A 21,772-nucleotide genomic window follows, 5' to 3' on the forward strand; every position below is an offset into this window, starting at 1 on the left:
GTTATTATTAAAGTTAAAGACATTCCATAATCTGCTGAATTTCGTATAGCGATTATATATTGTTTATAATTTAAAGGGGATGGGGAGTACAGTATGGTGCAAGCAACAGAATTAACTGACGATCGACTTATTTTAGCCGCTTTAGGAAGTTTGCCGGGTATAGGAAGTGTAACAATTAGTGAAGCCTTAAAGCGCTATGGCACACCTATTGAACTATGGCAAACCGTACAAAAAGATAAAGCAGTTGACGATACTTTGCAGGTTAAAAAGCAATATAAATCAGCGTTAGTAAAAGGAATATTAACTATGGATTTAGGTAAGCTTGAGCATGATTTGAACAATTATCATATTCAGGTAGTCGGCTTTCACGATGAAGCCTATCCTGAAGAATTACGTGAAATATTTAATCCGCCGCAAGTTTTATTTTATCGCGGCAATTTAAAGACATTTAAAAATCCCCGTAAAATCGCTATGGTGGGAGCCCGTAATTGTACGCCCTACGGGCGCAATGTAGCCACTGTTTTTGCAGCCGAACTGGCGAGATATGGTATCGCTGTCGTCAGTGGGGGTGCCCGCGGTATTGATTCGTATGCTCATGAAGGGGCTCTCAAGGGGCATGGTCAGACGATCGCTGTTATGGGCTGTGGTCTGGACCAAAGCTATCCACGCAGTAATGCCCGTTTATTTCAAAAAATAATTGAAAATGATGGCCTTTTGTTGTCGGAATACGGTCCCGGTGTACAAGCTAAGGCGGGATTCTTTCCTATGCGCAACCGCATCATCAGTGGGCTTTCGCGCGGTGTTATAGTCGTAGAAGCCAAGTCACGCAGTGGTTCATTGATTACCGCCGATATGGCGAACAATGAAGGGCGAGATGTTTTCACTGTGCCGGGGAATATATTGACTAATGAATTTGCAGGCAATCATTGGCTGTTAGAAGAGGGGGCTATTTTATTAATAAAGCCCTCTCAAGTGCCTGATATGTATAATTGGCAATGCTTGGAAGGCGCCGGTGAGGAAAAAAGCAGTAGCCATAAAGGCGTGGGTGTGTTAAGCTTTAGTGTGGAGGAACGAAAGATTTTAGCGTCATTATCCAATGAAAAAGAAACATCGTTGGAAACGTTAGCTATGACGACAAAACTTTCAGAGGGAGCCCTCCATTTGAGTTTATTGTCCTTAGAACTTAAGCAGTGTATTGAACGAACTGCTTCAAAAGGGTATATAATATTGGAATTCGGGAGGAATCAGTTTGTCCATTAAACGTTCCATCGTAATCGGTGAGAAAGACACCGCAACTGGTAAAAAAGAAGAACGCCGTTTGGAAGGCAAAGTGGCGGTTACCGCCAAGGGGAAAGCCAAACCGGTTATGCAGGCTGTAGGTGATTTAGCCAAAACATTGCCACCTCGTACGTATAATCCGGATGGTAAAACGTTGGTGATTGTGGAATCACCGGCAAAATCTAAAACTATTGAAAAATTCTTAGGCCCTGACTATATTGTTAAAGCAAGTATGGGGCATTTACGTGACTTACCAAAAAGTCAGCTTGGTATTGATATTGAAAACGGTTTTGTACCGCGTTATTCTAATTTGACGACTCGTAAAAAGTTGATTGAAGAGTTATTACATGATGCGGACGAATCAAAAGCCATTTTACTGGCTACTGACCCGGACCGTGAAGGGGAAGCCATTTCCTGGCATTTAGCCTATATACTGAATGTGGATGAAGCTTCCAAATGTCGTATTACGTTTAACGAAATTACAAAGCATGCCGTGGCGGAAGCGATTAATTCGCCACGTACGATTGATAAAAATATGGTGGATGCCCAACAGGCTCGTCGTATGCTCGACCGTATTGTAGGTTATAAATTAAGTCCTTTATTATGGCGTAAAGTGTGTAAAGGCCTCAGTGCCGGCCGCGTACAGTCCGTAGCCGTTCGTTTGATTTGTGAACGGGAACAAGAAATTCAAGCATTTATTCCGGAAGAATATTGGTCCATTGAAGGGCAATATATGACGACGGATAAGGAAAGCTTTACGGCTGAACTGACACATAAAGGTGATGAAAAAATCACTATCCCTGATGAAGCGACAGCGGAAGCTATTAAATCAGACATTGCCGGTCAGACGGCGGAAGTTATCAAAGTAGAGCGTCGCAAGCGTTCCCGCAAAGCACCGGCACCGTTTACCACATCGACTTTGCAACAGGAAGGTGTTCGTAAGCTTAATTTCGGCGCCAAGCGTACCATGATGATTGCTCAGCATTTATATGAAGGCCTCGAAATCGGCGGCTACGGCCATGTCGGTTTGATTACCTATATGCGTACGGACTCTACCCGTATTGCCGTTGAAATGCAACAGGCTGCGAAGACATATATTCTAAATCATTTTGGCAAAGAATATTATCCGGCTAAACCGAATGTGTTCGGTACGAAGGAAAGCAGTCAGGATGCGCATGAAGCGATTCGACCTACTTCGCTTGAATTACCACCTAAAATGGTAGAGCCCTTCCTTAGTCGTGATGAATTAAAGCTGTATACTTTGATTTGGAATCGCTTTATGGCGAGCCAGATGGCACCGCAACAATCGGAAACGGTAACGGCCCAATTACAGGTTGATGACTATAAATTGCGTGCATCCGGTAGTAAAGTAGTATTTAAAGGCTTTACGGAAGTTTACGAAGAAGCTAAAAAAGATGGGGATGAACCAAAATTAATTCCTATTATGGCGGAAGGCGATACGGTAGCGAATAAAGAAATTTTGCCGGAACAACATTTTACACAACCGCCGGCTCGTTATTCGGAAGCCAGCCTCATTAAAACGTTGGAAGAACGCGGTATTGGTCGTCCAAGTACATACGCACCAATTATCGATACTATTATGTCCCGTAACTATGTGGAAAAACAGGATAAGCAATTTGTGCCAACCGAACTGGGTTTTGTAGTGGTTGACTTCTTGATTGCTCACTTTGAAAAATTTATCAATGTAGACTTCACCGTTCATTTGGAAAAAGATCTGGATGATATTGCCAGTGGTGAAGAAACCTATCAGGATGTTTTAAGTGAATTCTATACTGTGTTTGCTCAGGAATTGGAGGAGGCGAATGAAGTAGATAAGGTTAAAATCGCCGATGAAGAAAGCGATGTTATCTGCGATGTTTGCGGCAATCCGATGGTGTATAAATTCGGTCGTTTCGGCCGTTTCTTGGCATGCTCCAATTTCCCTGAATGTAAAAATACTAAGCCGATTACGGTCAGCACCGGTGTGACCTGTCCAAAATGTCATGAAGGGACGATTGTGGAACGTAAATCGAAACGCGGTCGTATTTTCTACGGTTGCGATCGTTATCCCGCTTGTGATTTCACCTTGTGGAATAAACCAATTAACGAGACTTGTGAAACTTGCGGCAGTATTATGACAGAAAAGACGTATAAGAACGGTACAACGAAGAAGTTCTGTTCCAATGAAAATTGTCCGACGCAGCCTAAGAAACGAACGCGTAAGAAAAAGGCTGATGATGGAGAGAAAAGTACCACTGATTCAAAATCAGCAGAATAAAACTAATAGATTATTAATATAGAAATATCAAAAGGAGGATATTGTGACTACATCTAAAGTTACGATTATCGGAGCCGGACTTGCCGGTTCGGAAGCGGCTTGGCAACTGGCTAAGCGCAATATACCCGTTACTTTGTATGAAATGCGGCCACAACGGACTTCGCCGGCCCATCATACAGAAAATTTTGCCGAATTGGTGTGCAGTAATTCCCTGCGGGCCGGAAATATAGAAAATGCCGTAGGCCTTTTAAAAGAAGAAATGCGTCAGCTTGATTCTTTAATTATGGCCTGTGCCGATGCTACGGCCGTACCGGCCGGTGGTGCCTTGGCGGTGGATCGCCATTTATTTAGTGAAATGGTAACGAAGAAATTATCGGAACATCCGATGGTAACGGTTATCCGCGAAGAAGTGACGGAATTACCGAAGGAGGGCATCGTTATCGTAGCGGCGGGGCCGCTCATGTCGGATGCTTTAGCTGAACAGGTTAAAGCCAAAACAGGGACTGCCGATTTTTATTTCTATGATGCGGCGGCTCCGATTGTAACGGCCGAATCACTTAACTATGATAAAGTATTTGCCGCTTCCCGCTATGACAAGGGTGATGCGGATTACTTGAACTGTCCGATGACGGAAGAAGAGTATAAAGCCTTTTGGGATGCTTTGACGACCGCTGAAGTAGCGGAAGTTAAAGAGTTTGAAAAAGAGCAATATTTTGAAGGCTGTATGCCCGTAGAAATCATGGCATCCCGCGGTATCGATACCTTGCGCTTCGGGCCGTTAAAACCGGTTGGCCTTGTAGATAAACGAACCAATCAGGAATCCTATGCTGTAGTACAGCTTCGCAAAGAAAACAAAGAAGCGACCATGTTTAACTTAGTCGGTTTCCAGACACATCTTAAATGGGGCGAACAAAAACGTGTTTTCTCCATGATTCCGGGCCTCGAAAATGCGGAATTTATCCGCTATGGCGTAATGCACCGCAACAGCTATATCAATTCACCGACTTTATTAAATGAATACTTCCAACTGATTGAAGATCCAAGATTCTTCTTTGCCGGTCAGATGACAGGTGTCGAAGGCTACTTGGAATCGGCTGCCTCGGGCCTTATGGCAGGCCTTCATGTTAGTCGTATTTTAGAAGAAAAAGTGCCGGTAAGCTTCCCGCGCACTACGGCGATGGGCGGTTTAAGCCATTACATCAGTGCGTATGAAGGCTCCGATTTCCAACCGATGAATATTAACTTTGGTATAATGGAATCATGGCCGACTAAAGTACGTAAAAAGAAAGAAAAAAATGCTTTAATTGCGCAGCGTGCGTTGGATACGTTAGCGAAGTTGAAGGAGGAATTATAATGAGTGTAGAATTTCACGCAACTACAATTTGTGCCGTTAAACGTGATAAATCTGTTGCCATTGCCGGTGACGGACAGGTTACGATGGGACAAAGTGTAGTTATGAAAAATACGGCCCAAAAGGTGCGCCGTTTGTATAATGGCAAGGTTATCTCCGGTTTTGCCGGATCCGTAGCCGATGCCTTTACTTTGTTTGATAAGTTTGAAGCTAAGCTTAATCAATATAACGGGCAATTGGTGCGTAGTGCCGTAGAACTTGCTAAAGAATGGCGCAGCGATAAAATGCTTCGTAATTTGGAAGCACTTTTATTAGTAACAGATGGTAAAACTATTTTATTGGTGTCCGGTAACGGTGAAGTCATCGAACCGGATGACGGTATTTGTGCTATCGGTTCCGGCGGCAATTATGCGTTGGCAGCGGCTCGCGCTTTAGCGGCCAATACAGAGCTTAGTGCTCGTGAAATTGCCGAGAAAGCACTTCATATTGCAGCCGATATCTGCGTATATACAAACCATAATGTTATTGTTGAAGAGTTGTCTGAATAGTTATAACCGGTATGGGCTATAGCTATTAAGGTTACAGCTATTAATGTTACAGTTAACAAGACCGTGTTATCGACATAGGTAGCCGGCCTTATTCTGGAGGTTTTGATGGATACTAATAACTTTACACCGCGTCAGATTGTGGCGGAGTTGGATAAATATGTTATCGGGCAATCGGAAGCCAAGAAAATGGTAGCCATTGCCTTGCGTAATCGCTGGCGTGCCAAACAATTGCCGGAAGATGTACGCGAAGAGTATACGCCAAAAAATATTTTACTCATCGGCCCTACCGGTGTCGGTAAAACGGAATTGGCTCGTCGTATGGCGAAATTGGTAAAGGCTCCGTTTGTTAAAGTGGAAGCCACTAAGTTTACCGAAGTAGGCTATGTGGGTCGTGATGTGGACCAAATGATTCGTGATTTGGTTGAAAACTCCGTGCGCATGGTTAAAGAAGAAATGATGGAAGGACAGCAGGAAAAAGCGGAAGAACTTGCCAATAAACGTTTATTGCAAATTCTTTGGCCTAAAAAAGAGTCGGAATCTAAAAAGATGACTAATCCTTTGGAAATGCTTTTTGCCAGTCCTGAAGATACAGAAAAAGAAGAAGCTAAAAAAGAACAAGAAGAACCGGAAATGTCTGAAAAACGGACCCAGTTCTTTGAACAATTGAAGAACGGTCTCATGGATAGCCGTGAAATCGAAATTGAAGTAGAAGAACAGGCCAAAGCATTTGCTATGCCTTTAAATGGTTCGCCTGACGGTATGGGTACCGATATTTCCGAAATGTTTGGTAATTTATTACCGAAGAAAAAGAAAAAACGCCATACCACAGTAGGGCAGGCGCGTAAAATCTTCGTTCAGGAAGAAGCTCAAAAATTATTGGATATGGATGCCGTTACGGATCGTGCCGTGGAGTTGGCTGAACAAGAGGGAATTGTATTCATCGACGAATTCGACAAAATTGCGGCTCGCAGCGGTGCGTCCGGTCCCGATGTATCCCGTGAAGGCGTACAGCGCGATATTTTACCTATCGTAGAAGGTGCAACAGTAAATACGAAATACGGTCCTATTAAAACGGAACATATCTTGTTTATTGCGGCCGGTGCCTTCCATGTGTCGAAACCATCCGATTTAATTCCTGAATTACAGGGCCGTTTCCCGATTCGTGTAGAACTTAACAGCTTGACGCAGGAAGATTTCAAAGAAATTTTGACGACACCGCAACAAGCATTATTAAAACAATATCATATGCTTCTTAAAGCGGATAAAGTGACCATTCACTTTAAAGAAGAAGCCATCGATAAAATCGCCGAATTGGCCTATCGCGTAAATAATGAAACGGAAGATATCGGTGCTCGTCGTTTACATACGATTTTAGAGAAATTATTGCAGGATATTTCCTTTAATGCACCACCGGCTGAAGAAGTAGACGTAACCATTACTGCTGAAATGGTTGAAGAACGCTTAGGTACTATCGTTCAAGACGTTGATTTGTCCGAGTATATTCTATAAAAGTGCGTTAAATATAAAACATTAGTTATCCTAAACCTTTGGTAAGAGCGGTATAGAGAACGCAGAACGGCTCATTTTAGGAGCTATCATACTAATAAAAAAGCAATCCATAAGGCGAGAAACTCTGATTGACAGAGCCTTTGCCTGCGGATTGCTTTTTTGCTAGGTGGTCGTTTTAGGTTTTCGTTTTGTCCTATAAGCCTCGTTTTGACTATGGAGACATTGTTTTTTATAACAACTGTTCCATTAAATGACGGTGTTTTTTCAAGGAATTCATATAAAACGGTATGGTAGCAGCGTCCTCTTTAATAGGAATCTTGATGCGATTTTCGGGGACATGCCAATTCAGTTTGCTCACGTTGGTAATAAAGCTGGGCAAATTGGAAGCCGCTACTAAGGCATTAAATGTTTCCGGCTCGCTTTGCTTGATAAAGGTCGTTTCGGTCAATTGATTGACAAAATCCTCCCAAATGCCGAGCTGAGTACGCAGTAACATGGTTAAACCGGCTAAATCTTCTTTTGTGACAAATTCTCGGTCCGCCAACGGATGGTCGGGTGGAACAGTGAGTGACAACACTTCGTTAAAGAACAGTTCAGTAATCACTTTTGGGTTATCGATAGGCTTGTCGGTGATGACCAGCTGGCATTCTTCATTTAACAGCTTTTCTCTCAGTGTTTGGTCATCCGCCATTTCTGTGTTTAATTTTTGCTCTAACTTACGTTCTTTGGCTCGATACTCTACTTTATATAAAGGACCGGGCGCGGAGGCCCCCACATATAAGACCACTTGTTGTAACGCATATTGATGGATTTTTTGATAAAAATCATCCGTATGACGCAGTAATTGACGCGCTTGCGATACGGTGTAGTAACCGGTATCGGTAAGGGTCATGCGATTCTTGGTGCGTATAAATAATTGAATGCCCAGTTCATCTTCCAAGCGCTGCATGCTTCGCGTCAGAGCCGGTTGGGATATATTAAGCTGTTCTGCCGCTTTTGATAAAGTGCCGAAATCATTGAATGCAATTAATTGTTCTAATAAGATTAAATCAATCATGGTAAACTCCTTTTGGTGTAACGGTTACTACGAATTTACTATGCACAATAATTATAGCATACTCATAAAATTTTATCATAATAGATAGTTAGGCTTTTTCAAAATATTTAAAAACTTAGAACTATTTACTTGACTTGAAGTTAACATCAAGGAATATAATGGCAATGAAATAATAGCAAAATATGCTATCAAAAGCATTAAGCCATTATATTTTGAGATATTGAGAGAATTGGGAGGAATTTATATGACTCTAAAAAAATTTATTTTTGCTATTCTTGTTGTTATTATAGGCGCAGGCCTGTTTTGGCTGAATTTTTCAAACGATAAAACTGATACGAGTACTACGACCGTGTCTACTAGTAATGTAGTATCCACTACGGATACAACTAAAGGGAACCACCGAAGCTTAATCGTATTTTTCTCGCGAACTAAAGGTGTTTACGGTGTAGGCGAATTGCCAATCGGTCACACCCATCGAATTGCCAATTACATTCAAAGCGCTACCGGGGCCGATATGTATGAAATTGTACCGGTAAAAGAATATCCGTCGGAGTATCGTGAAACTACGCAAGTAGCGAAGGCGGAACAGGCTAATAATGAAAGACCGGCTATTCAGGGACAAATTCCTGATTTGAGTCAATATGACACTATTTATATCGGTTCGCCAATTTGGTGGGGTGAGTACCCTATGGTTGTTCACACCTTCCTTGATCAAGTTAATTTGAATGGTAAAACTGTAATTCCGTTTACAACTCATGAAGGGTCCGGCTTAGGGAGTGTTGAAGCAGTCTTAGCAAAACAATTCCCTGGAGCCCATTTATTGGAAGGCTTAGCAATTCGTGGCAGCGAATCTGATTCCGATGCCGCTAAAACGGCTGTACAGACATGGCTGCAACGTATCGGTGTATTGGGTCAGTAAAGGGAGCGTGTAGATGGGAAATTTACTGCAAATATTTCGTTTGATAATATACTGGTTCATTCTGTCGGCCCCTTTGGTATACTTGATGAACACAGGTATAGTTGAGACTACGAGCAACTTAATTACCTATGATGTAGGCGTAATAGCTTATGTAGGATGGTTGTTAGCAGTCTATATAATAACAAAACCAAAATGGTTGCTCCGTGTGTTGCGCATTTCAGAAGTTATGGCTTGGCATCGGTTGTTGGGCCCTTTAACCTTACTGCTTGCGTTGGGACACTATTGGTTTTCTTTTTCCATGCATGAGGAAATCAAATATACCGGGCTTGGAGCTCTGGTAGCAGCTGTTATCGCCTTGTTGGTCGCCATAATTTGGCTCACACCGTTAAGTAAACAAGCGAAAACAACATTTGATTCTTTTAGGCAAGCTATGCGTCAGCTTTGGTCATATCAGACGGGACGATGGTTGCATCGTTTATATTTGTTGGCCATTGTGCTCGGTCTGGTCCATGTGCATATGATTCCACGCATTGCCGACAGCCTATACTTTATGATGACATTTGATGCCTACACCTTATTTGTGTTGGCATCATATGCTTGGTATCGAATGAAGTAGTCACATTAGGCTGAGAGCTTAAGGTGAAACTATTTTACCATAAATAGAATGAACTCTGCCAAATAATCCGTTCGGCGTATTTTTAACTGGGAAAATACATCGAGCGGATTATTTTTTTGCAATGATTGCTTTATTAATTCTTTAAAATTACACTTCAGTATGCGTGTTGTTTATACATGAATAAAGAACCACTATTGTACTATTTTTAGAATATTAGATATGATACTAACAGTTCTTATACTAGTTGGAAATCAGATTTTTTGGCTGAAGTTAAAAATTTGAGATTAAAGAAGAGTTAAAAAGTGGAGGGAGAAGAACGAAAGACCCGCAATCAAAGGCTCCATACCTGATGTAAGCCAATATGATACTATCTATATCGGGTCGCCGATTTGGTGGGGCGAATATCCGATGGTGGTCCGTATGTTCCTCGATCAAGTTGATTTAAACGGTAAAACCGTGATTCCGTATACTACGCATGAAGGCTCCGGCTTAGGTAGCACTACAGCTATTTTAGTAAGCATATCTACATTTACTCTTTATCATTGAAAGAAAAGGATGGTTTTTTTGGAAGAAGTCATGAAAGCGAATAATTCTGTTGAAGCTACCGAAAATACTAAGTTTGGTATGACGCTCGTCATAACGTTACTATCATATTTTGTAATTCTCATGGATAATTCCATCGTGTTTACCAGTTCGCTACAGATTGGCGAATCATTACAGCTTGATTCCACTCATCTGGCTTGGGTATCTAATGCCTATACAATCACCTTTGGTGGTTTCTTACTTTTAGCCGGACGTTTATCTGATTTATTGGGGCGAAAACACATTTTTCAGCTGGGTCTCGTAATTTTTGCACTCAGTTCCTTAGCTATCGGTTACGCCCAGAGCGCGGCTATGCTAATCGGAGCCCGAGCCGTTCAGGGTATTGGCAGTGCGATTATTGCACCGACCAGTTTGGCTCTTATCATGGATGCGTATATCGGTGAAATGCGCAGTAAAGCCATAGCGTATTACGGAACCACCGCCGGTTTGGGATCCAGTATCGGGTTACTTATCGGCGGCGCCTTAACAAGTCTATTTTCCTGGCGAGTGGGTTTTCTGATTAATGTGCCTATCGCATTATTATTGGTAGTATTGACTTGGCGCTATATTAAGGATAGTGAAACAGTTAACAGCAAAATCGATTATTGGGGCAGCATTCTTTCCGTCATCGGTCTCAGCTCCTTAATTTACAGCTTAACTGCTGACAATAACGGATTTTGGTTTGCTATAATCGGTATCGTTTTCCTTGCTTTATTTTATTGGCGTGAAAAAAGCATTACGTTACCGATTATGCCACTGTCTCTATATACCCATAAAGTTCGGTTTGGCGCTTATATAACTCGATTACTATTTATGATGAGTGTGCTGCCGTATTGGTTTTTAATTCCGCAAATGCTACAACGAGCTTATGAGCTAACACCGTTTGGAGCGGGGCTAGCCTTTTTACCGATGACGATTCCACAATTTATGACTGCATTACAAGTTCCGCGTTTATCTCAATATTGGAAACAAAGTACCATAATGATGGTCGGTTCGGCACTAATCCTTCTTGGCCTTGTGGCCACGGCGCTTATTGATATTGAACAAGGTTATGTACTGGCCGTTGCCTTACCGATGATTCCGCTCGGCATGGGGCAAGCCATGGTTGTAACCACGGTGACATCGGCAGGTATTTTTGACACACCAAAAGAATTGGCCGGCGCAGCCAGCGGAATTACCAACACCATGCATCAAATAGGAGGTCCTATAGGTTTGTCTATTATTGTGGGGCTTAACGCATTGTACAGTGAAGGTCTCCTTATTATGGCCTCTTATACAGCTATTTCCATGATTATTATAAAAGCCTTTATTATGGGGAGCGATTAAATAACAGTTTGGTATAAATATGTAAGGCACAATAAAAAGCAATCCGCCTGAGTAAGATATCTATGAAATATCTTATAGGTAGATTGCTTTTTGTTTTTGTAACGAAAAGCAGTTAGCATTCAGTAATTGAACACTAACTGTTTAGCTATTATTTGCGTTTATGTTTATTTTGAGCTTTCTGTGGTTGTAATTTTGACGCATCCCGGGAGGCTCCCTCGCCGTCGCCCCCATAGAGATGAGTATCATAGGAACCTTTTACCTGAAGGTAGATAAAGACGATAATCCCGATAATAATAACCGTAAGACTGGTCATCTGTGCCGATTTGAGGCCCATGGTGAGATTTACGTAGTCGCCACGTAAAAACTCGAGAAAGAAACGAGCCGTTGAGTATAAAATAGCATAGAGTACGAAAGTCTGACCTTTTTTGTGTGGTACTGTATTGAATAAGAGCAGTGCCACGAAAATGAGGATATCGATTTGACCCTCCCAGATTTCGGCCGGCCATAAGGGTTGAGCCCCGTAGGTTTTAAAGGCAAGGGTAGTTTCCGGATAGAGAATACCGAAATTACCGCCGGTGGGGTGTCCGAAAGCATCACCGTTCATGAGGTTTGCCATACGGCCTACAGATTGACCCAGAATTAAAGCCGGTGCAAACACATCGGCAAAAGCCCAAGTGTCGATATTATGTTTCCTTACATACCAAATACCCGCTAAGGTACCGAGCACGACGCCCCCTTGAATGGCCATACCCCCTTGCCATACAAAGGGAATCTCTAAGAGATGATGTTGATAATAATCCCAGTCGAAGAAAAACACATCCCAAAGACGGGCACCGATAATACCGGCAATACCGGTGGTGATAGCGAAATCGAACATGTGAACATGCCAACCGCGGCCGTCTCGTTTAAATAAATAATAGGCTACTGCGGCGGCGCAGAAAATACCTAACGATAAGAGCAGACCGTAAGCTCGAATCGGAAAGTCTCCTATATAAAATAAATATTGATGCATAATTACCTCCTCATAAATAGTATATATTCATTATAACGGAGCGCCATTCTTATGACAAATAAAAAGGGGGTATGTTATAATAAAAATTATCGTAGGAGGAGGCGATTAAGAGTGATAACTATTTCATTTTTAGGCCCTCACGGGACGTTTACGGAAGAAGCTCTGAATCGTCTGTGTGAGTGTCAATCATTGATGATACAAAAAGAGGCGATGAATACTATTGATGAAGCTATTGAAGCGGCCATGTTGGGACATGTGGATTATGCTTTCGTACCGGTCGAAAATTCTTTGGGCGGTACGGTTTTGACAACAATAGATTATTTGGCAGAACACGGCGGCGTGGAAATACGAGCTGAAATCTGCATGCCTATTCGCCATTATTTATGGGGCTTGCCGGGCAGTGCGGCCAATGAAATAACCATGATTTATTCCCATCCGCAGGCATTGAGACAATGTAAAGTGTTTTTGCAAAAACAGGCTAAACAGGCTCAACAAATTGTGACGGATTCTACGGCACAAGGGGCCGGCATTGTGGCTCAATCGCAGTCATTAGCCAAAGCAGCCATTGGCGGCGAGGCTATGGGCATAAAATACGGCTTGGTTAAATTAACCGATCAAATTCAAGATAATATGCTTAATTTGACGCGCTTTATTTTGGTAAAACCAAATCATCACATAACGTTTGATGCCACTATGACAACGGGGAAGGTGTCTTTACAATGTGAATTGGAAGGCTTGCGTCCGGGCTCATTGTGGGAATGCTTAGGGATTTTTGCCAAACGGCAAATCAATTTGGTTAAAATCGAATCGCGTCCGACCAAAGGACGTCTCGGTGAGTATAAATTTTTCCTTGATCTTCAGATATTAGATAATGGACCTCAAATTTCGGAGGCGCTGGCTGAACTTAAAGAATTGGCCACGTCTTTGCAACTATTGGGGGCCTATGAAACATATATTGTCGAGTAAAAGCACCTAAGAAGACTTTTAAGGTTGAGTACAAACAGCTGATAATAAATAAAAGTCTATTAAAGCTAAGCAAACTCATAAAAAATGGAATTTACTATATAAAAGAAAGGATGTATATGAAGAAAATTTTGACTCGTGCCGTATTGGCAGCGTTAGTGACGCTTTCCGCCACCGGCGCCCAGGCGGCATCTATTGAAGTGACTAAAGAAAGCAGCAGTTTAATCAAAATAGATAACTCTGTAAAATATAAAGCATCGCAAGCTACTAGTAATGGTAAAGTAACGGTTTCTAAGGAGGCCGGCAATGACCTTAGCGGCACGGAATCGGTGCAACCTATTTTTATTCGTACATTGGCTGGTCAGACCAGTGATGCGGGGGAATTGGCTATCGTGGAAGACGGCCATATATTTATCCCTTTAAGCGTATATCAGACGGTAAATTTAAATACTATCAGTATAAAAAATAACAAGGCCTATATTGCGTTGCCGGCACCCCGTCGTGCCGGTGACATGAGCTACAACGGCGATCGCCGTAACGGTGTACGTACCATTCAATTGGCTACGATAGAGCGCAACGGAACAACATATGTAGACATGAGTGCCACATCACCGCTTCTTGGCGTACAGGCGATTCGTACAAAGACGGGTATTGAATTGAAGGCACCCTTAGGGGCTTTAGATATTCCAACGCGTAAGGAAATAAAGGGTTCTTTGGCATGGGTATTCGATCCTACTGTGTCTGCTTCTTATGGGGTACCGGTAGCGAAGAGCGGTACCTCCGTTGTTTCGCCAACATGGTTTGATTTGTCTGAAAAAGGCTTGGCTGTTAAAAACGGTGTAAGCCTGACGTACGCCAATACTTATAAAGACGAGGGGTATCGTGTATGGCCGTTGGTGACGAATCAGTTTGATCCGGATTTAACGAGTAAAATCTTAAATGACAAGAAATACTGGCAAACCATTGCGGATGATATGGTATTGTATGCGTTGACCTATGGTTATGACGGCTATAATTTAGATTTTGAAGATGTGCATTATAAGGATAAAGCAAAACTTACGAGTTTTGTAACATACCTTACACAACGTCTTCATGAGTTTAATATCTATGTTTCTATGGATGTAACGGGCTATTCCGATAGTGAAAACTGGTCCATGGTATACGATCGTAAGCATTTAAGCAAAGTCCTCGATTATATGGTGCTCATGGCCTATGACGAAGTGTGGGCATCCAGTCCGGAAGCGGGCCCGGTTGCCAGCTATCCGTGGGTAAAACGCAATGCTACGGCGCTTACTCGCGAAGTTTCACCTGAAAAAATCGTCCTTGGCGTACCGTATTATATGCGTGTATGGCAGCGTACTATTTCCGTAGATGATAAAGGGAAAGTTACCTACGGTAAAGCTAAGAGCCGTACGCTTACTATGAAAGAAGCAGAGGAATTAAAAGCTATTTATGCTGATAGAGTGCAGTGGGATGATGATTTGAAATTACACTATTTGCGATTCGGTAATGATGAATTAGGTGAACAATTATTGGCCTATGCGGAAACCGGCAAAGAGCCGAGAATTGCCGGTGGCTTGCGGAATAAGTCGGCTACCATTTCCGAAGTGTGGTTTGAAGACGAAGCATCTATGGCCTACAAGCGTGAGCTCATGAGTGAGCTTAAATTAGCGGGCTTTGCAGCATGGCGAAAAGGTTTTGAAACTTCATCTTTCCGTCAATTTATGTACAATGATGCGGTGCCGGCAAAGAATGTTCCACACGGTACGGCTAAAAAGATTACTAAATTGCCTAGCTTTATTGGCAACGAATCGGCTGCGACTAAGCAGAATGCCGGTGCTAATCCTTTTACTAGCAGTGGTGAAACGGCCGGTACAGTATCAGCCGGTGCTACTTCAACGGGCTTAGCTGTTACCGGTTCAAGTTCTACGAAAGTGGCAGTAACAAAAGAATCGTAACACATCCCATGTTGACGGTATTGTTATAATAGTAATATAATTAAATTTAAGACTTGAAGATAAAATAAAACGGTATAGACTTGAGGAATTTGAGTTTGAGGAGGCTGTGGCATGAACGAAAAATATGTAGCCCAGGACATTGAAAAGAAATGGCAAGCGTATTGGCTTGAACACAATACGTTTAAGACCGACTATGATGAAAGTAAAGAAAAATATTATGTACTCGAAATGTTCCCATATCCATCGGGGAATTTACATATGGGGCATGTGCGTAACTACTCCATTGGTGACGTAGTAGCTCGTTTTAAAAAAATGAAGGGCTTCAACGTACTTCATCCAATGGGCTGGGATGCCTTCGGTATGCCGGCAGAAAATGCGGCTATTAAACATGGCATTGCACCAAGCAAATGGACTTATGAAAACATTGCTAATATGAAACGTCAGCAGCAAGAGCTCGGTTTATCCTACGATTGGGACCGTGAAGTAGCTACCTGTAAGGAAGATTACTATCGTTGGACCCAGTGGTTGTTCCAACAGTTTTACAAAAAAGGCTTAGCTTACAAAAAAGAAGCCAAAGTAAACTGGTGTGAGCATTGTCATACAGTGCTTGCTAACGAACAGGTTATTGACGGCCTTTGCTGGCGTTGTGACAACAAGGTTGAAAAGAAAGACCTTAAACAGTGGTTCTTAAAGATTACAGACTACGCAGATCGTTTATTAAACGATTTGGATAAACTCGACCACTGGCCTGAACGCGTTAAAACAATGCAGAAAAACTGGATTGGTCGCAGTGAAGGGGCTCAGTTCGCTTTTGAAATCCCTGAAATCAATAAAAATATTGAAGTCTATACGACTCGTGTTGATACGATTTACGGTGTTTCCTATATCGTATTGGCTCCGGAACATCCGTATGTAGAAGAATTAATCGCCAATAAACCGAATAAAGCGGAATTGGACGCATTCATTCACAAAGTACGCAATTTGAACGAAATTGACCGTACCTCTACGGATGTTGAAAAAGAAGGTCTTTTCACCGGCGCTTATGCCAAACATCCGATGACCGGTAAAGATATCCCTATTTGGATTGCCAACTACGTACTCGTTGATTACGGTACCGGTGCCGTTATGGGTTCGCCGGCTCATGATGAACGGGATAATAAATTTGCTCGCAAATACAATTTGCCGATTTTACCGGTTGTCCAAAATGAAGATAACAACTTAACTTTTGACGAATGGCAAACGGAAGCTCATGAAGACGGTATCCTTATCAATTCCGAAGAATATAACGGTATGCCTTCTGCGGAAGCACGCGAAGCTATTATCAAAAACTTGGAAGAACGCGGCATAGGCCGTAAGATGGTTAACTATCGTCTGCGTGATTGGTTGATTTCCCGTCAGCGTTATTGGGGCGTGCCAATTCCGGTTGTATACTGCGATAAATGCGGTGAACAACTCGTGCCTGAAGAAGAATTGCCTGTTCGTTTGCCGGAAGATGTAACCTTTGATGCAGGTGCTATTTCACCGTTGGCTACATCTGAAAACTTCGTAAAAATCACTTGTCCTAAGTGTGGTGGCGAAGCTCGTCGTGAAATCGATACCATGGATACATTCATCGATTCCTCTTGGTATTTCCTTCGTTATACCGATGCTCGTAACGATAAAGAAGCGTTTAATAAGAAATTGGCTGATTACTGGATGGATGTAGACCAATACATCGGCGGTATCGAACATGCAATCTTGCACTTATTGTATTCTCGTTTCTTCGTAAAAGTAGTTCATGATTTGGGCCTTGTAAGCTATGACGAACCATTCAAAGGTTTGTTGACTCAGGGCATGGTGCTTAAAGAAGGCAGCAAAATGTCCAAATCTAAGGGCAATGTTGTATCCCCTGAAGAAATCGTTGCGAAATACGGTGCCGATACGGCTCGTCTTTTCATCCTCTTCGCGGCACCGGTAGAACGTGACCTCGACTGGAGCGATGAAGGCGTTGAAGGCTCTTATCGTTTCTTGAATCGTGTATGGCGTATCGTTGATGCGTACCAAGAATTGGCTAAAGCAGGTCATAGTGAAAAATTATCGAAAGATGAATTTGCCCTTCGTCGTGAATTACACCGCGTTATTAAAAAAGTAACCGAAGACCTTGACGGTAAATTCAACTTTAATACGGCTATTTCCAGCATCATGGAATTAGTTAATGCTATGTATCAGTTCAAAGACAGTCATGATACAGTACAGGCTGATTTAGGCCATGAATTGGTTGAAAAATTACTGCTCATGTTAGCTCCGTTTACACCGCATATTACGGAAGAGTTGTGGCATGAAGTAGGTAAAACCGGCAGCATTCATCAGCAAGATTGGCCAATTTATGAAGAAGCGGCCCTTGTAATCGATGAAGTTGAAATCGCCGTACAAGTTAACGGTAAAGTACGCGATAAAATGACGATTCCGGTAGATATGCCTAAAGCCGATTTGGAAGCTCAGGCATTGGCCCTTGATCGTGTAAAAGAATTTACAGACGGTAAAACTGTAGCTAAAGTCATCATTATTCCAAATAAAATTGTGAATATTGTTGTTAAATAATTAGTAGAATGATATGAGATAATATGCACAATTTAAATTTTAAATTGTGCATATTTCTGTATAAGCTTAAGTTAGACAGGTCGATATACGTGAAACAATATCATTTATAGCATAATGAGGAGGTGTCATATGCCTAAACGCAGTGACTATATTAGTTGGGATGAATATTTTATGGGCGTAGCCATCTTGGCAGCTCAGCGTTCCAAAGATCCGAATACCCAGGTCGGCGCCTGTATCGTTAGTCAGGATAACAAGATTTTATCCATCGGCTACAACGGTATGCCGCTTGGTTGCAGCGACGATGAATTCGCTTGGGGACGCGATGCAGACCACGATAATAAATATTTTTACATCGTTCACAGTGAATTAAATGCCATTTTAAACTATCGCGGCGGTTCATTGGAAGGCAGTAAGATTTATGTCACCTTATTTCCTTGTAATGAATGTGCTAAAGCGATTATTCAAAGTGGCATTCGCGAAGTGATTTATTGGCAGGATAAATACAAAGACACAGCGGAAGTTATAGCCTCGAAACGAATGCTCAGAACCGCCGGTGTGCAGATAACGGAGTATATACCGACAGGGCGCACGGTAAATATTAGCGTGTAGGGCGCGGTTTCTTCTTGCGCGGTATTGCAAAAACAGGGCAGTCAGGCGGTCAGTATTAGTGCTTAGCCCGCTATGTCTTAATAAATAATGTGTAAAAAACAGACAGACAAGGAGTATACAGATATATGTAGCTCGCCATTTGCCTTTACTTATCAGCATAAATTTAAAAACAGACTAACAAGGTCTCACTCAGGTTTTCTTACGAAAAAAGTCGTTCAACCTTGTTAGTCTGTTTTTTGTTTTTGTGCGTTACTTTACGTAAAAAACATGGCGAGCTACATAATCAGCAATCAACAATCCTCTTAGTCTGTCTGTTTTTTTATATTAGAGCCTAAGAAAACATTGCGGGCTATAGTACTAAAAACTCGATGCGGCTCACTGCCCATTTTTATGCGTACCGCAGTCAAGAAGACCCAAAGCGCACTACAACGCTAATATTGGAGGAAGAGAGGAGAAGGAATTACCAAGAAAAAACAAAGCGCACTACAACGCTAATATTGGGGGAGTGGGAATGAATTGTTAAGTCTCCCTCGCACTTCACCTCTCTATTTTTGAAGAAGCGACGGACGAGGGGGATTTTTTCTATCATGTTCTCGGGCGGGTGTTAATATAATGGCCTCGCCTGCTTATTGCACTTATGAGCCTAATCGGAAGGTTGAGTATGAAGTGTAGCACTATTTTAAAAGAAAGAGCGGCAGTTATTTCATAAGATTCCGTTCTTAGAAGCTTACGAGGGCGAGTTTATGTAGGAGTATAGCACTATATAAAAAAGAAAAAGCATTAGTGACCTTGAACGACCTTTGCTCTGTAGAGCCTGGGAGGAGAGGTTACTAATGCTTTTTCTTTATTTATTTTGTCCTCGTAAGCTTATAGAGAACGTTTGCGTGAGGTGCTGCCGCTCTTTCTTTGGCAAAAAGGCTCAATCGAACTATCCGATTAAGCTCTTGAGAGCTGAAGGAGCTAGGCCTTATATTAACAACCTTCCGTTTTTCATGACTTGAATAACATCCCCCTCGAACGTCGTTCCTTCAATATTCATATCTTCATGTCCAATCATGAAGTCGACGTGGGTCAGGGAGTCATTCAGGCCTTCCGCTTTCAGTTCTTCTTTGCTCATGCCGTCGCTGTTGGCAAGGCAGGTTGGGTAAGCTGCACCGATAGCCAGGTGGCAGGAGGCGTTTTCATCATACAGTGTTTCGAAGTAGACACGATTGGATTGACTGATTGGGGAGTAGTGGTCTACGAGAGCCACTTCGCCGAGATAAGCGGAGCCCTCGTCGGTTTCGATAAGGTGTTTCAGATGTTCCTTACCAACTTTTGCATCGTAGTCAACGATTTTGCCGTTTTCAAAAGTAAAATGGAATTCATTGATTTCATTGCCCTGATAAATAAGCGGCTTTGTGCTGTACACAATGCCGTTAACCCCATTGTATTGAGGGGCACTGAATACTTCTTCGGTTGGAATGTTGGCATCGAAGATGGTTCCGTTTTTAGCAGCCTCTGCACCGCCTTGCCACAAATGGTTTTTAGGAAGATCAATACGTAAGTCGGTGCCGTTGGAGCAAGTGTAATGAAGTGTTTTAAAATGATAGTCATTCATGGCTTTGGTACGATGGCCAAGGCGTTCTAAATGTTTTGGCAAAGTTTCTTCGTCAGCGACGTTTTCAAGACGGCAGAGCGTGAAAATTTCAGACCATAAGGTATCGAGTTTTTCAGAATCGGTACCGGTGAAGCCTAATAGTTCAGCCCAGCGCAAGGTCGCCACGGAGGCTACGCACCAGGTGAGGGTGGAATCCATGATGGCTTCGTGATAGAAAGCAAGCGTTTTATTTAAGTTACGAGACTGCATAGCAATGCGTTCCGATGGAACACCGGCTAGTGCTTTCGGATTAGCGCTGATGAGGGATAAAAAGGCGGCGCCTCTATCAACATAGGTTTGATAATAGGTAGGAATCCAAGGGGCCGGATTGGATAATACATCTTCCGGCGCATGAAGGAGTCGTTCTTTACCGATTTCGGTGGAACGCCAATTTACTACTACTTCTTTAGCCCCTAATGCATAGGCTTCCTTAGTTACGATTAGGGCAAAGTCGCTGTTTTCTACATCCACATTGATAACTAAGGTTTGATCTTTTTGAAGGTTTACGCCGGTTGTCAAAAGAGCGTGTGCATAATTTTTTAAACGATTTGTTTCCATAAAATACATCCTTTCTATTACTGTGTCCATACGAAGTTTTATGATTCTTATCTTTAGTTACTCATACCATTAGTGCGCATGCGCACCAGTGGTGGAATTAAGTAGGACTTATATTTTCAATCACGAAACCCTAACTAAGAATATAAAATTAAGTTTTGGGAGGGTTTTGTAATGGAACAGCTAAAAAAGCATAAAAAAGTATGGTTACTTTTAGCTATATCTATATTTTTATATTTAGTGGTGCTAAGGCCTATTATATCAGATTCATCGGAGCAAATGAATACATCCGATGTGGTGGCTGCTTCTACATCCGGAAATAGGAGTGTTAATGATGGTGAAGCCGATAGTTCGCTAATAAACAGAAGTAGTAAAGGGAGTGGCCATTCTAATAGCACTTCGACGGACAATCGTAACAGTGATTTCAATAACAATTCAGGCGGCGATAATCAGTTTGTTTATGTAACGGGTGCTGTGGAAACTCCCGGATTATACAAAGTGCGCGAAGGTGAAACCGTAGGCGATGTGATTCAAGGGGCGGGCGGTTTATTACCGTATGCTTCGGTGGATACCTTAAATTTGGCGGAAGTTGCTACCAGCGGCAGTCATATCCATGTGACGTTTAATTTCATGGGAAACCCGGAAGAACTTTTGCGTAGGCAAAAGATAAATATTAATACGGAGACGGAGCAGGAATTGACTAAATTATCCGGTGTGGGGCTGGGAACGGCTAAGAAGATTATTGCTTATCGGGAGCAATCGGGACCTTTTAAAGCGATTGAAGATCTTAAAAAGGTAAAGGGAATTGGGGACGCTACGTTTAAGAAATTGGCACCCCATATTACCGTTTGAGCAGCACGCTTTAAGAAAAATGATTTAAGTAAAATGATTTAAACAATATAGTTTAAGCGAAATATTTTGTGCGGATCTATTTCAATCAATCAGATTATTTTGTTAATAATTGATGTGACGAAAAAATTCTTTATAAAAAT

At 42.2% G+C, this 21,772-nt stretch carries 16 protein-coding genes and 1 pseudogene; 14 read left to right on the forward strand and 3 right to left on the reverse strand.

Going from position 1 to position 21,772, the window contains the following annotated elements; all coding sequences use genetic code 11:
- The first annotated feature begins 93 nt into the window (after positions 1-93).
- The 5 genes from dprA to hslU all read left to right on the forward strand — a co-directional run bounded on the left by dprA (position 94) and on the right by hslU (position 6,964).
- Complete coding sequence (gene dprA, locus MXE28_RS00740; RefSeq protein ID WP_021841058.1) at positions 94-1,260, forward strand: DNA-processing protein DprA; 1,167 nt, start codon at positions 94-96, stop codon at positions 1,258-1,260.
- 106 nt (positions 1,261-1,366) lie between these two features.
- The gene (gene topA / locus MXE28_RS00745; protein ID WP_226974055.1) at positions 1,367-3,556 is read left to right on the forward strand and encodes a type I DNA topoisomerase; all 2,190 of its coding nucleotides are present in this window, start codon (positions 1,367-1,369) and stop codon (positions 3,554-3,556) included.
- Positions 3,557-3,599: 43 nt separating this feature from the next.
- On the forward strand, positions 3,600-4,910 hold the full coding sequence (gene trmFO, locus MXE28_RS00750) for a methylenetetrahydrofolate--tRNA-(uracil(54)-C(5))-methyltransferase (FADH(2)-oxidizing) TrmFO (protein WP_021841056.1): 1,311 nt from the start codon (positions 3,600-3,602) through the stop codon (positions 4,908-4,910).
- Positions 4,910-5,455 (forward strand): ATP-dependent protease subunit HslV, encoded by a 546-nt coding sequence (gene hslV, locus MXE28_RS00755; RefSeq protein WP_021841055.1) that lies wholly within the window; start codon positions 4,910-4,912, stop codon positions 5,453-5,455. The genes trmFO and hslV overlap by 1 nt, the downstream gene beginning before the upstream one ends.
- 105 nt (positions 5,456-5,560) lie before the next feature.
- A complete protein-coding gene (gene hslU, locus MXE28_RS00760) occupies positions 5,561-6,964 on the forward strand; it encodes an ATP-dependent protease ATPase subunit HslU (RefSeq protein ID WP_021841054.1) in 1,404 nt (467 codons plus the stop codon).
- A 229-nt stretch (positions 6,965-7,193) separates the two neighbouring features.
- On the opposite strand, the gene MXE28_RS00765 is transcribed toward hslU, so the two are convergent.
- The gene (locus MXE28_RS00765) at positions 7,194-8,021 is read right to left on the reverse strand and encodes a LysR family transcriptional regulator (protein WP_226974043.1); all 828 of its coding nucleotides are present in this window, start codon (positions 8,019-8,021) and stop codon (positions 7,194-7,196) included.
- Between the two features lie 244 nt (positions 8,022-8,265).
- Here MXE28_RS00765 and MXE28_RS00770 point away from each other — a divergent pair, with 244 nt between their 5' ends.
- The 4 genes and pseudogenes from MXE28_RS00770 (at position 8,266) to MXE28_RS00785 (ending at position 11,464) form a co-directional block, all read left to right on the forward strand.
- Positions 8,266-8,940, forward strand: coding sequence for a flavodoxin (locus MXE28_RS00770; protein ID WP_226974044.1), 675 nt, complete (start codon positions 8,266-8,268; stop codon positions 8,938-8,940).
- Between the two features lie 13 nt (positions 8,941-8,953).
- On the forward strand, positions 8,954-9,556 hold the full coding sequence (locus tag MXE28_RS00775) for a hypothetical protein (RefSeq protein WP_247239707.1): 603 nt from the start codon (positions 8,954-8,956) through the stop codon (positions 9,554-9,556).
- Positions 9,557-9,871: 315 nt separating this feature from the next.
- Positions 9,872-10,102 (forward strand): annotated as a pseudogene (locus MXE28_RS00780) (flavodoxin); the annotation flags it as partial.
- Between the two features lie 18 nt (positions 10,103-10,120).
- Entirely contained in the window at positions 10,121-11,464 is a 1,344-nt protein-coding gene (locus MXE28_RS00785; RefSeq protein ID WP_247239708.1) for an MFS transporter, read from the forward strand.
- 148 nt (positions 11,465-11,612) lie between these two features.
- Here MXE28_RS00785 and lgt read toward each other — a convergent pair whose 3' ends face one another.
- A complete protein-coding gene (gene lgt, locus MXE28_RS00790; RefSeq protein ID WP_021841049.1) occupies positions 11,613-12,476 on the reverse strand; it encodes a prolipoprotein diacylglyceryl transferase in 864 nt (287 codons plus the stop codon).
- 111 nt (positions 12,477-12,587) lie between these two features.
- On the opposite strand from lgt, the gene pheA reads away from it, so the two are divergent.
- The 4 genes from pheA (at position 12,588) to MXE28_RS00810 (ending at position 18,586) form a co-directional block, all read left to right on the forward strand.
- Complete coding sequence (gene pheA / locus MXE28_RS00795; RefSeq protein WP_247239709.1) at positions 12,588-13,442, forward strand: prephenate dehydratase; 855 nt, start codon at positions 12,588-12,590, stop codon at positions 13,440-13,442.
- 116 nt (positions 13,443-13,558) lie between these two features.
- Positions 13,559-15,397: a glycosyl hydrolase family 18 protein gene (locus tag MXE28_RS00800; protein WP_247239710.1), complete on the forward strand. Its 1,839-nt coding sequence runs from the start codon at positions 13,559-13,561 to the stop codon at positions 15,395-15,397.
- Between the two features lie 111 nt (positions 15,398-15,508).
- Positions 15,509-17,977, forward strand: a complete 2,469-nt coding sequence (gene leuS, locus MXE28_RS00805; RefSeq protein WP_247239711.1) for a leucine--tRNA ligase — start codon at positions 15,509-15,511, stop codon at positions 17,975-17,977.
- 129 nt (positions 17,978-18,106) lie between these two features.
- Positions 18,107-18,586: a dCMP deaminase family protein gene (locus MXE28_RS00810; protein WP_021841045.1), complete on the forward strand. Its 480-nt coding sequence runs from the start codon at positions 18,107-18,109 to the stop codon at positions 18,584-18,586.
- A gap of 967 nt (positions 18,587-19,553) precedes the next feature.
- On the opposite strand, the gene MXE28_RS00815 is transcribed toward MXE28_RS00810, so the two are convergent.
- Positions 19,554-20,783, reverse strand: coding sequence for an aminopeptidase (locus tag MXE28_RS00815; RefSeq protein WP_021841044.1), 1,230 nt, complete (start codon positions 20,781-20,783; stop codon positions 19,554-19,556).
- 171 nt (positions 20,784-20,954) lie between these two features.
- Here MXE28_RS00815 and MXE28_RS00820 point away from each other — a divergent pair, with 171 nt between their 5' ends.
- Positions 20,955-21,632: a helix-hairpin-helix domain-containing protein gene (locus MXE28_RS00820; RefSeq protein ID WP_247239712.1), complete on the forward strand. Its 678-nt coding sequence runs from the start codon at positions 20,955-20,957 to the stop codon at positions 21,630-21,632.
- Positions 21,633-21,772 lie beyond the last annotated feature (140 nt).

Source organism: Veillonella sp. KGMB01456 (assembly GCF_023051165.1).
Taxonomy (GTDB): domain Bacteria; phylum Bacillota; class Negativicutes; order Veillonellales; family Veillonellaceae; genus Veillonella_A.

Bases quoted from the DNA above. Each gene is read 5' to 3' on its own strand.
- lgt (WP_021841049.1), bottom strand. From the start codon at position 12,476: ATGCATCAATATTTATTTTATATAGGAGACTTTCCGATTCGAGCTTAC.
- leuS (WP_247239711.1), top strand. From the start codon at position 15,509: ATGAACGAAAAATATGTAGCCCAGGACATTGAAAAGAAATGGCAAGCG.
- hslU (WP_021841054.1), top strand. From the start codon at position 5,561: ATGGATACTAATAACTTTACACCGCGTCAGATTGTGGCGGAGTTGGAT.
- MXE28_RS00810 (WP_021841045.1), top strand. From the start codon at position 18,107: ATGCCTAAACGCAGTGACTATATTAGTTGGGATGAATATTTTATGGGC.
- MXE28_RS00820 (WP_247239712.1), top strand. From the start codon at position 20,955: ATGGAACAGCTAAAAAAGCATAAAAAAGTATGGTTACTTTTAGCTATA.
- MXE28_RS00800 (WP_247239710.1), top strand. From the start codon at position 13,559: ATGAAGAAAATTTTGACTCGTGCCGTATTGGCAGCGTTAGTGACGCTT.
- MXE28_RS00775 (WP_247239707.1), top strand. From the start codon at position 8,954: ATGGGAAATTTACTGCAAATATTTCGTTTGATAATATACTGGTTCATT.
- MXE28_RS00770 (WP_226974044.1), top strand. From the start codon at position 8,266: ATGACTCTAAAAAAATTTATTTTTGCTATTCTTGTTGTTATTATAGGC.
- dprA (WP_021841058.1), top strand. From the start codon at position 94: ATGGTGCAAGCAACAGAATTAACTGACGATCGACTTATTTTAGCCGCT.
- MXE28_RS00765 (WP_226974043.1), bottom strand. From the start codon at position 8,021: ATGATTGATTTAATCTTATTAGAACAATTAATTGCATTCAATGATTTC.
- MXE28_RS00815 (WP_021841044.1), bottom strand. From the start codon at position 20,783: ATGGAAACAAATCGTTTAAAAAATTATGCACACGCTCTTTTGACAACC.
- topA (WP_226974055.1), top strand. From the start codon at position 1,367: ATGCAGGCTGTAGGTGATTTAGCCAAAACATTGCCACCTCGTACGTAT.
- hslV (WP_021841055.1), top strand. From the start codon at position 4,910: ATGAGTGTAGAATTTCACGCAACTACAATTTGTGCCGTTAAACGTGAT.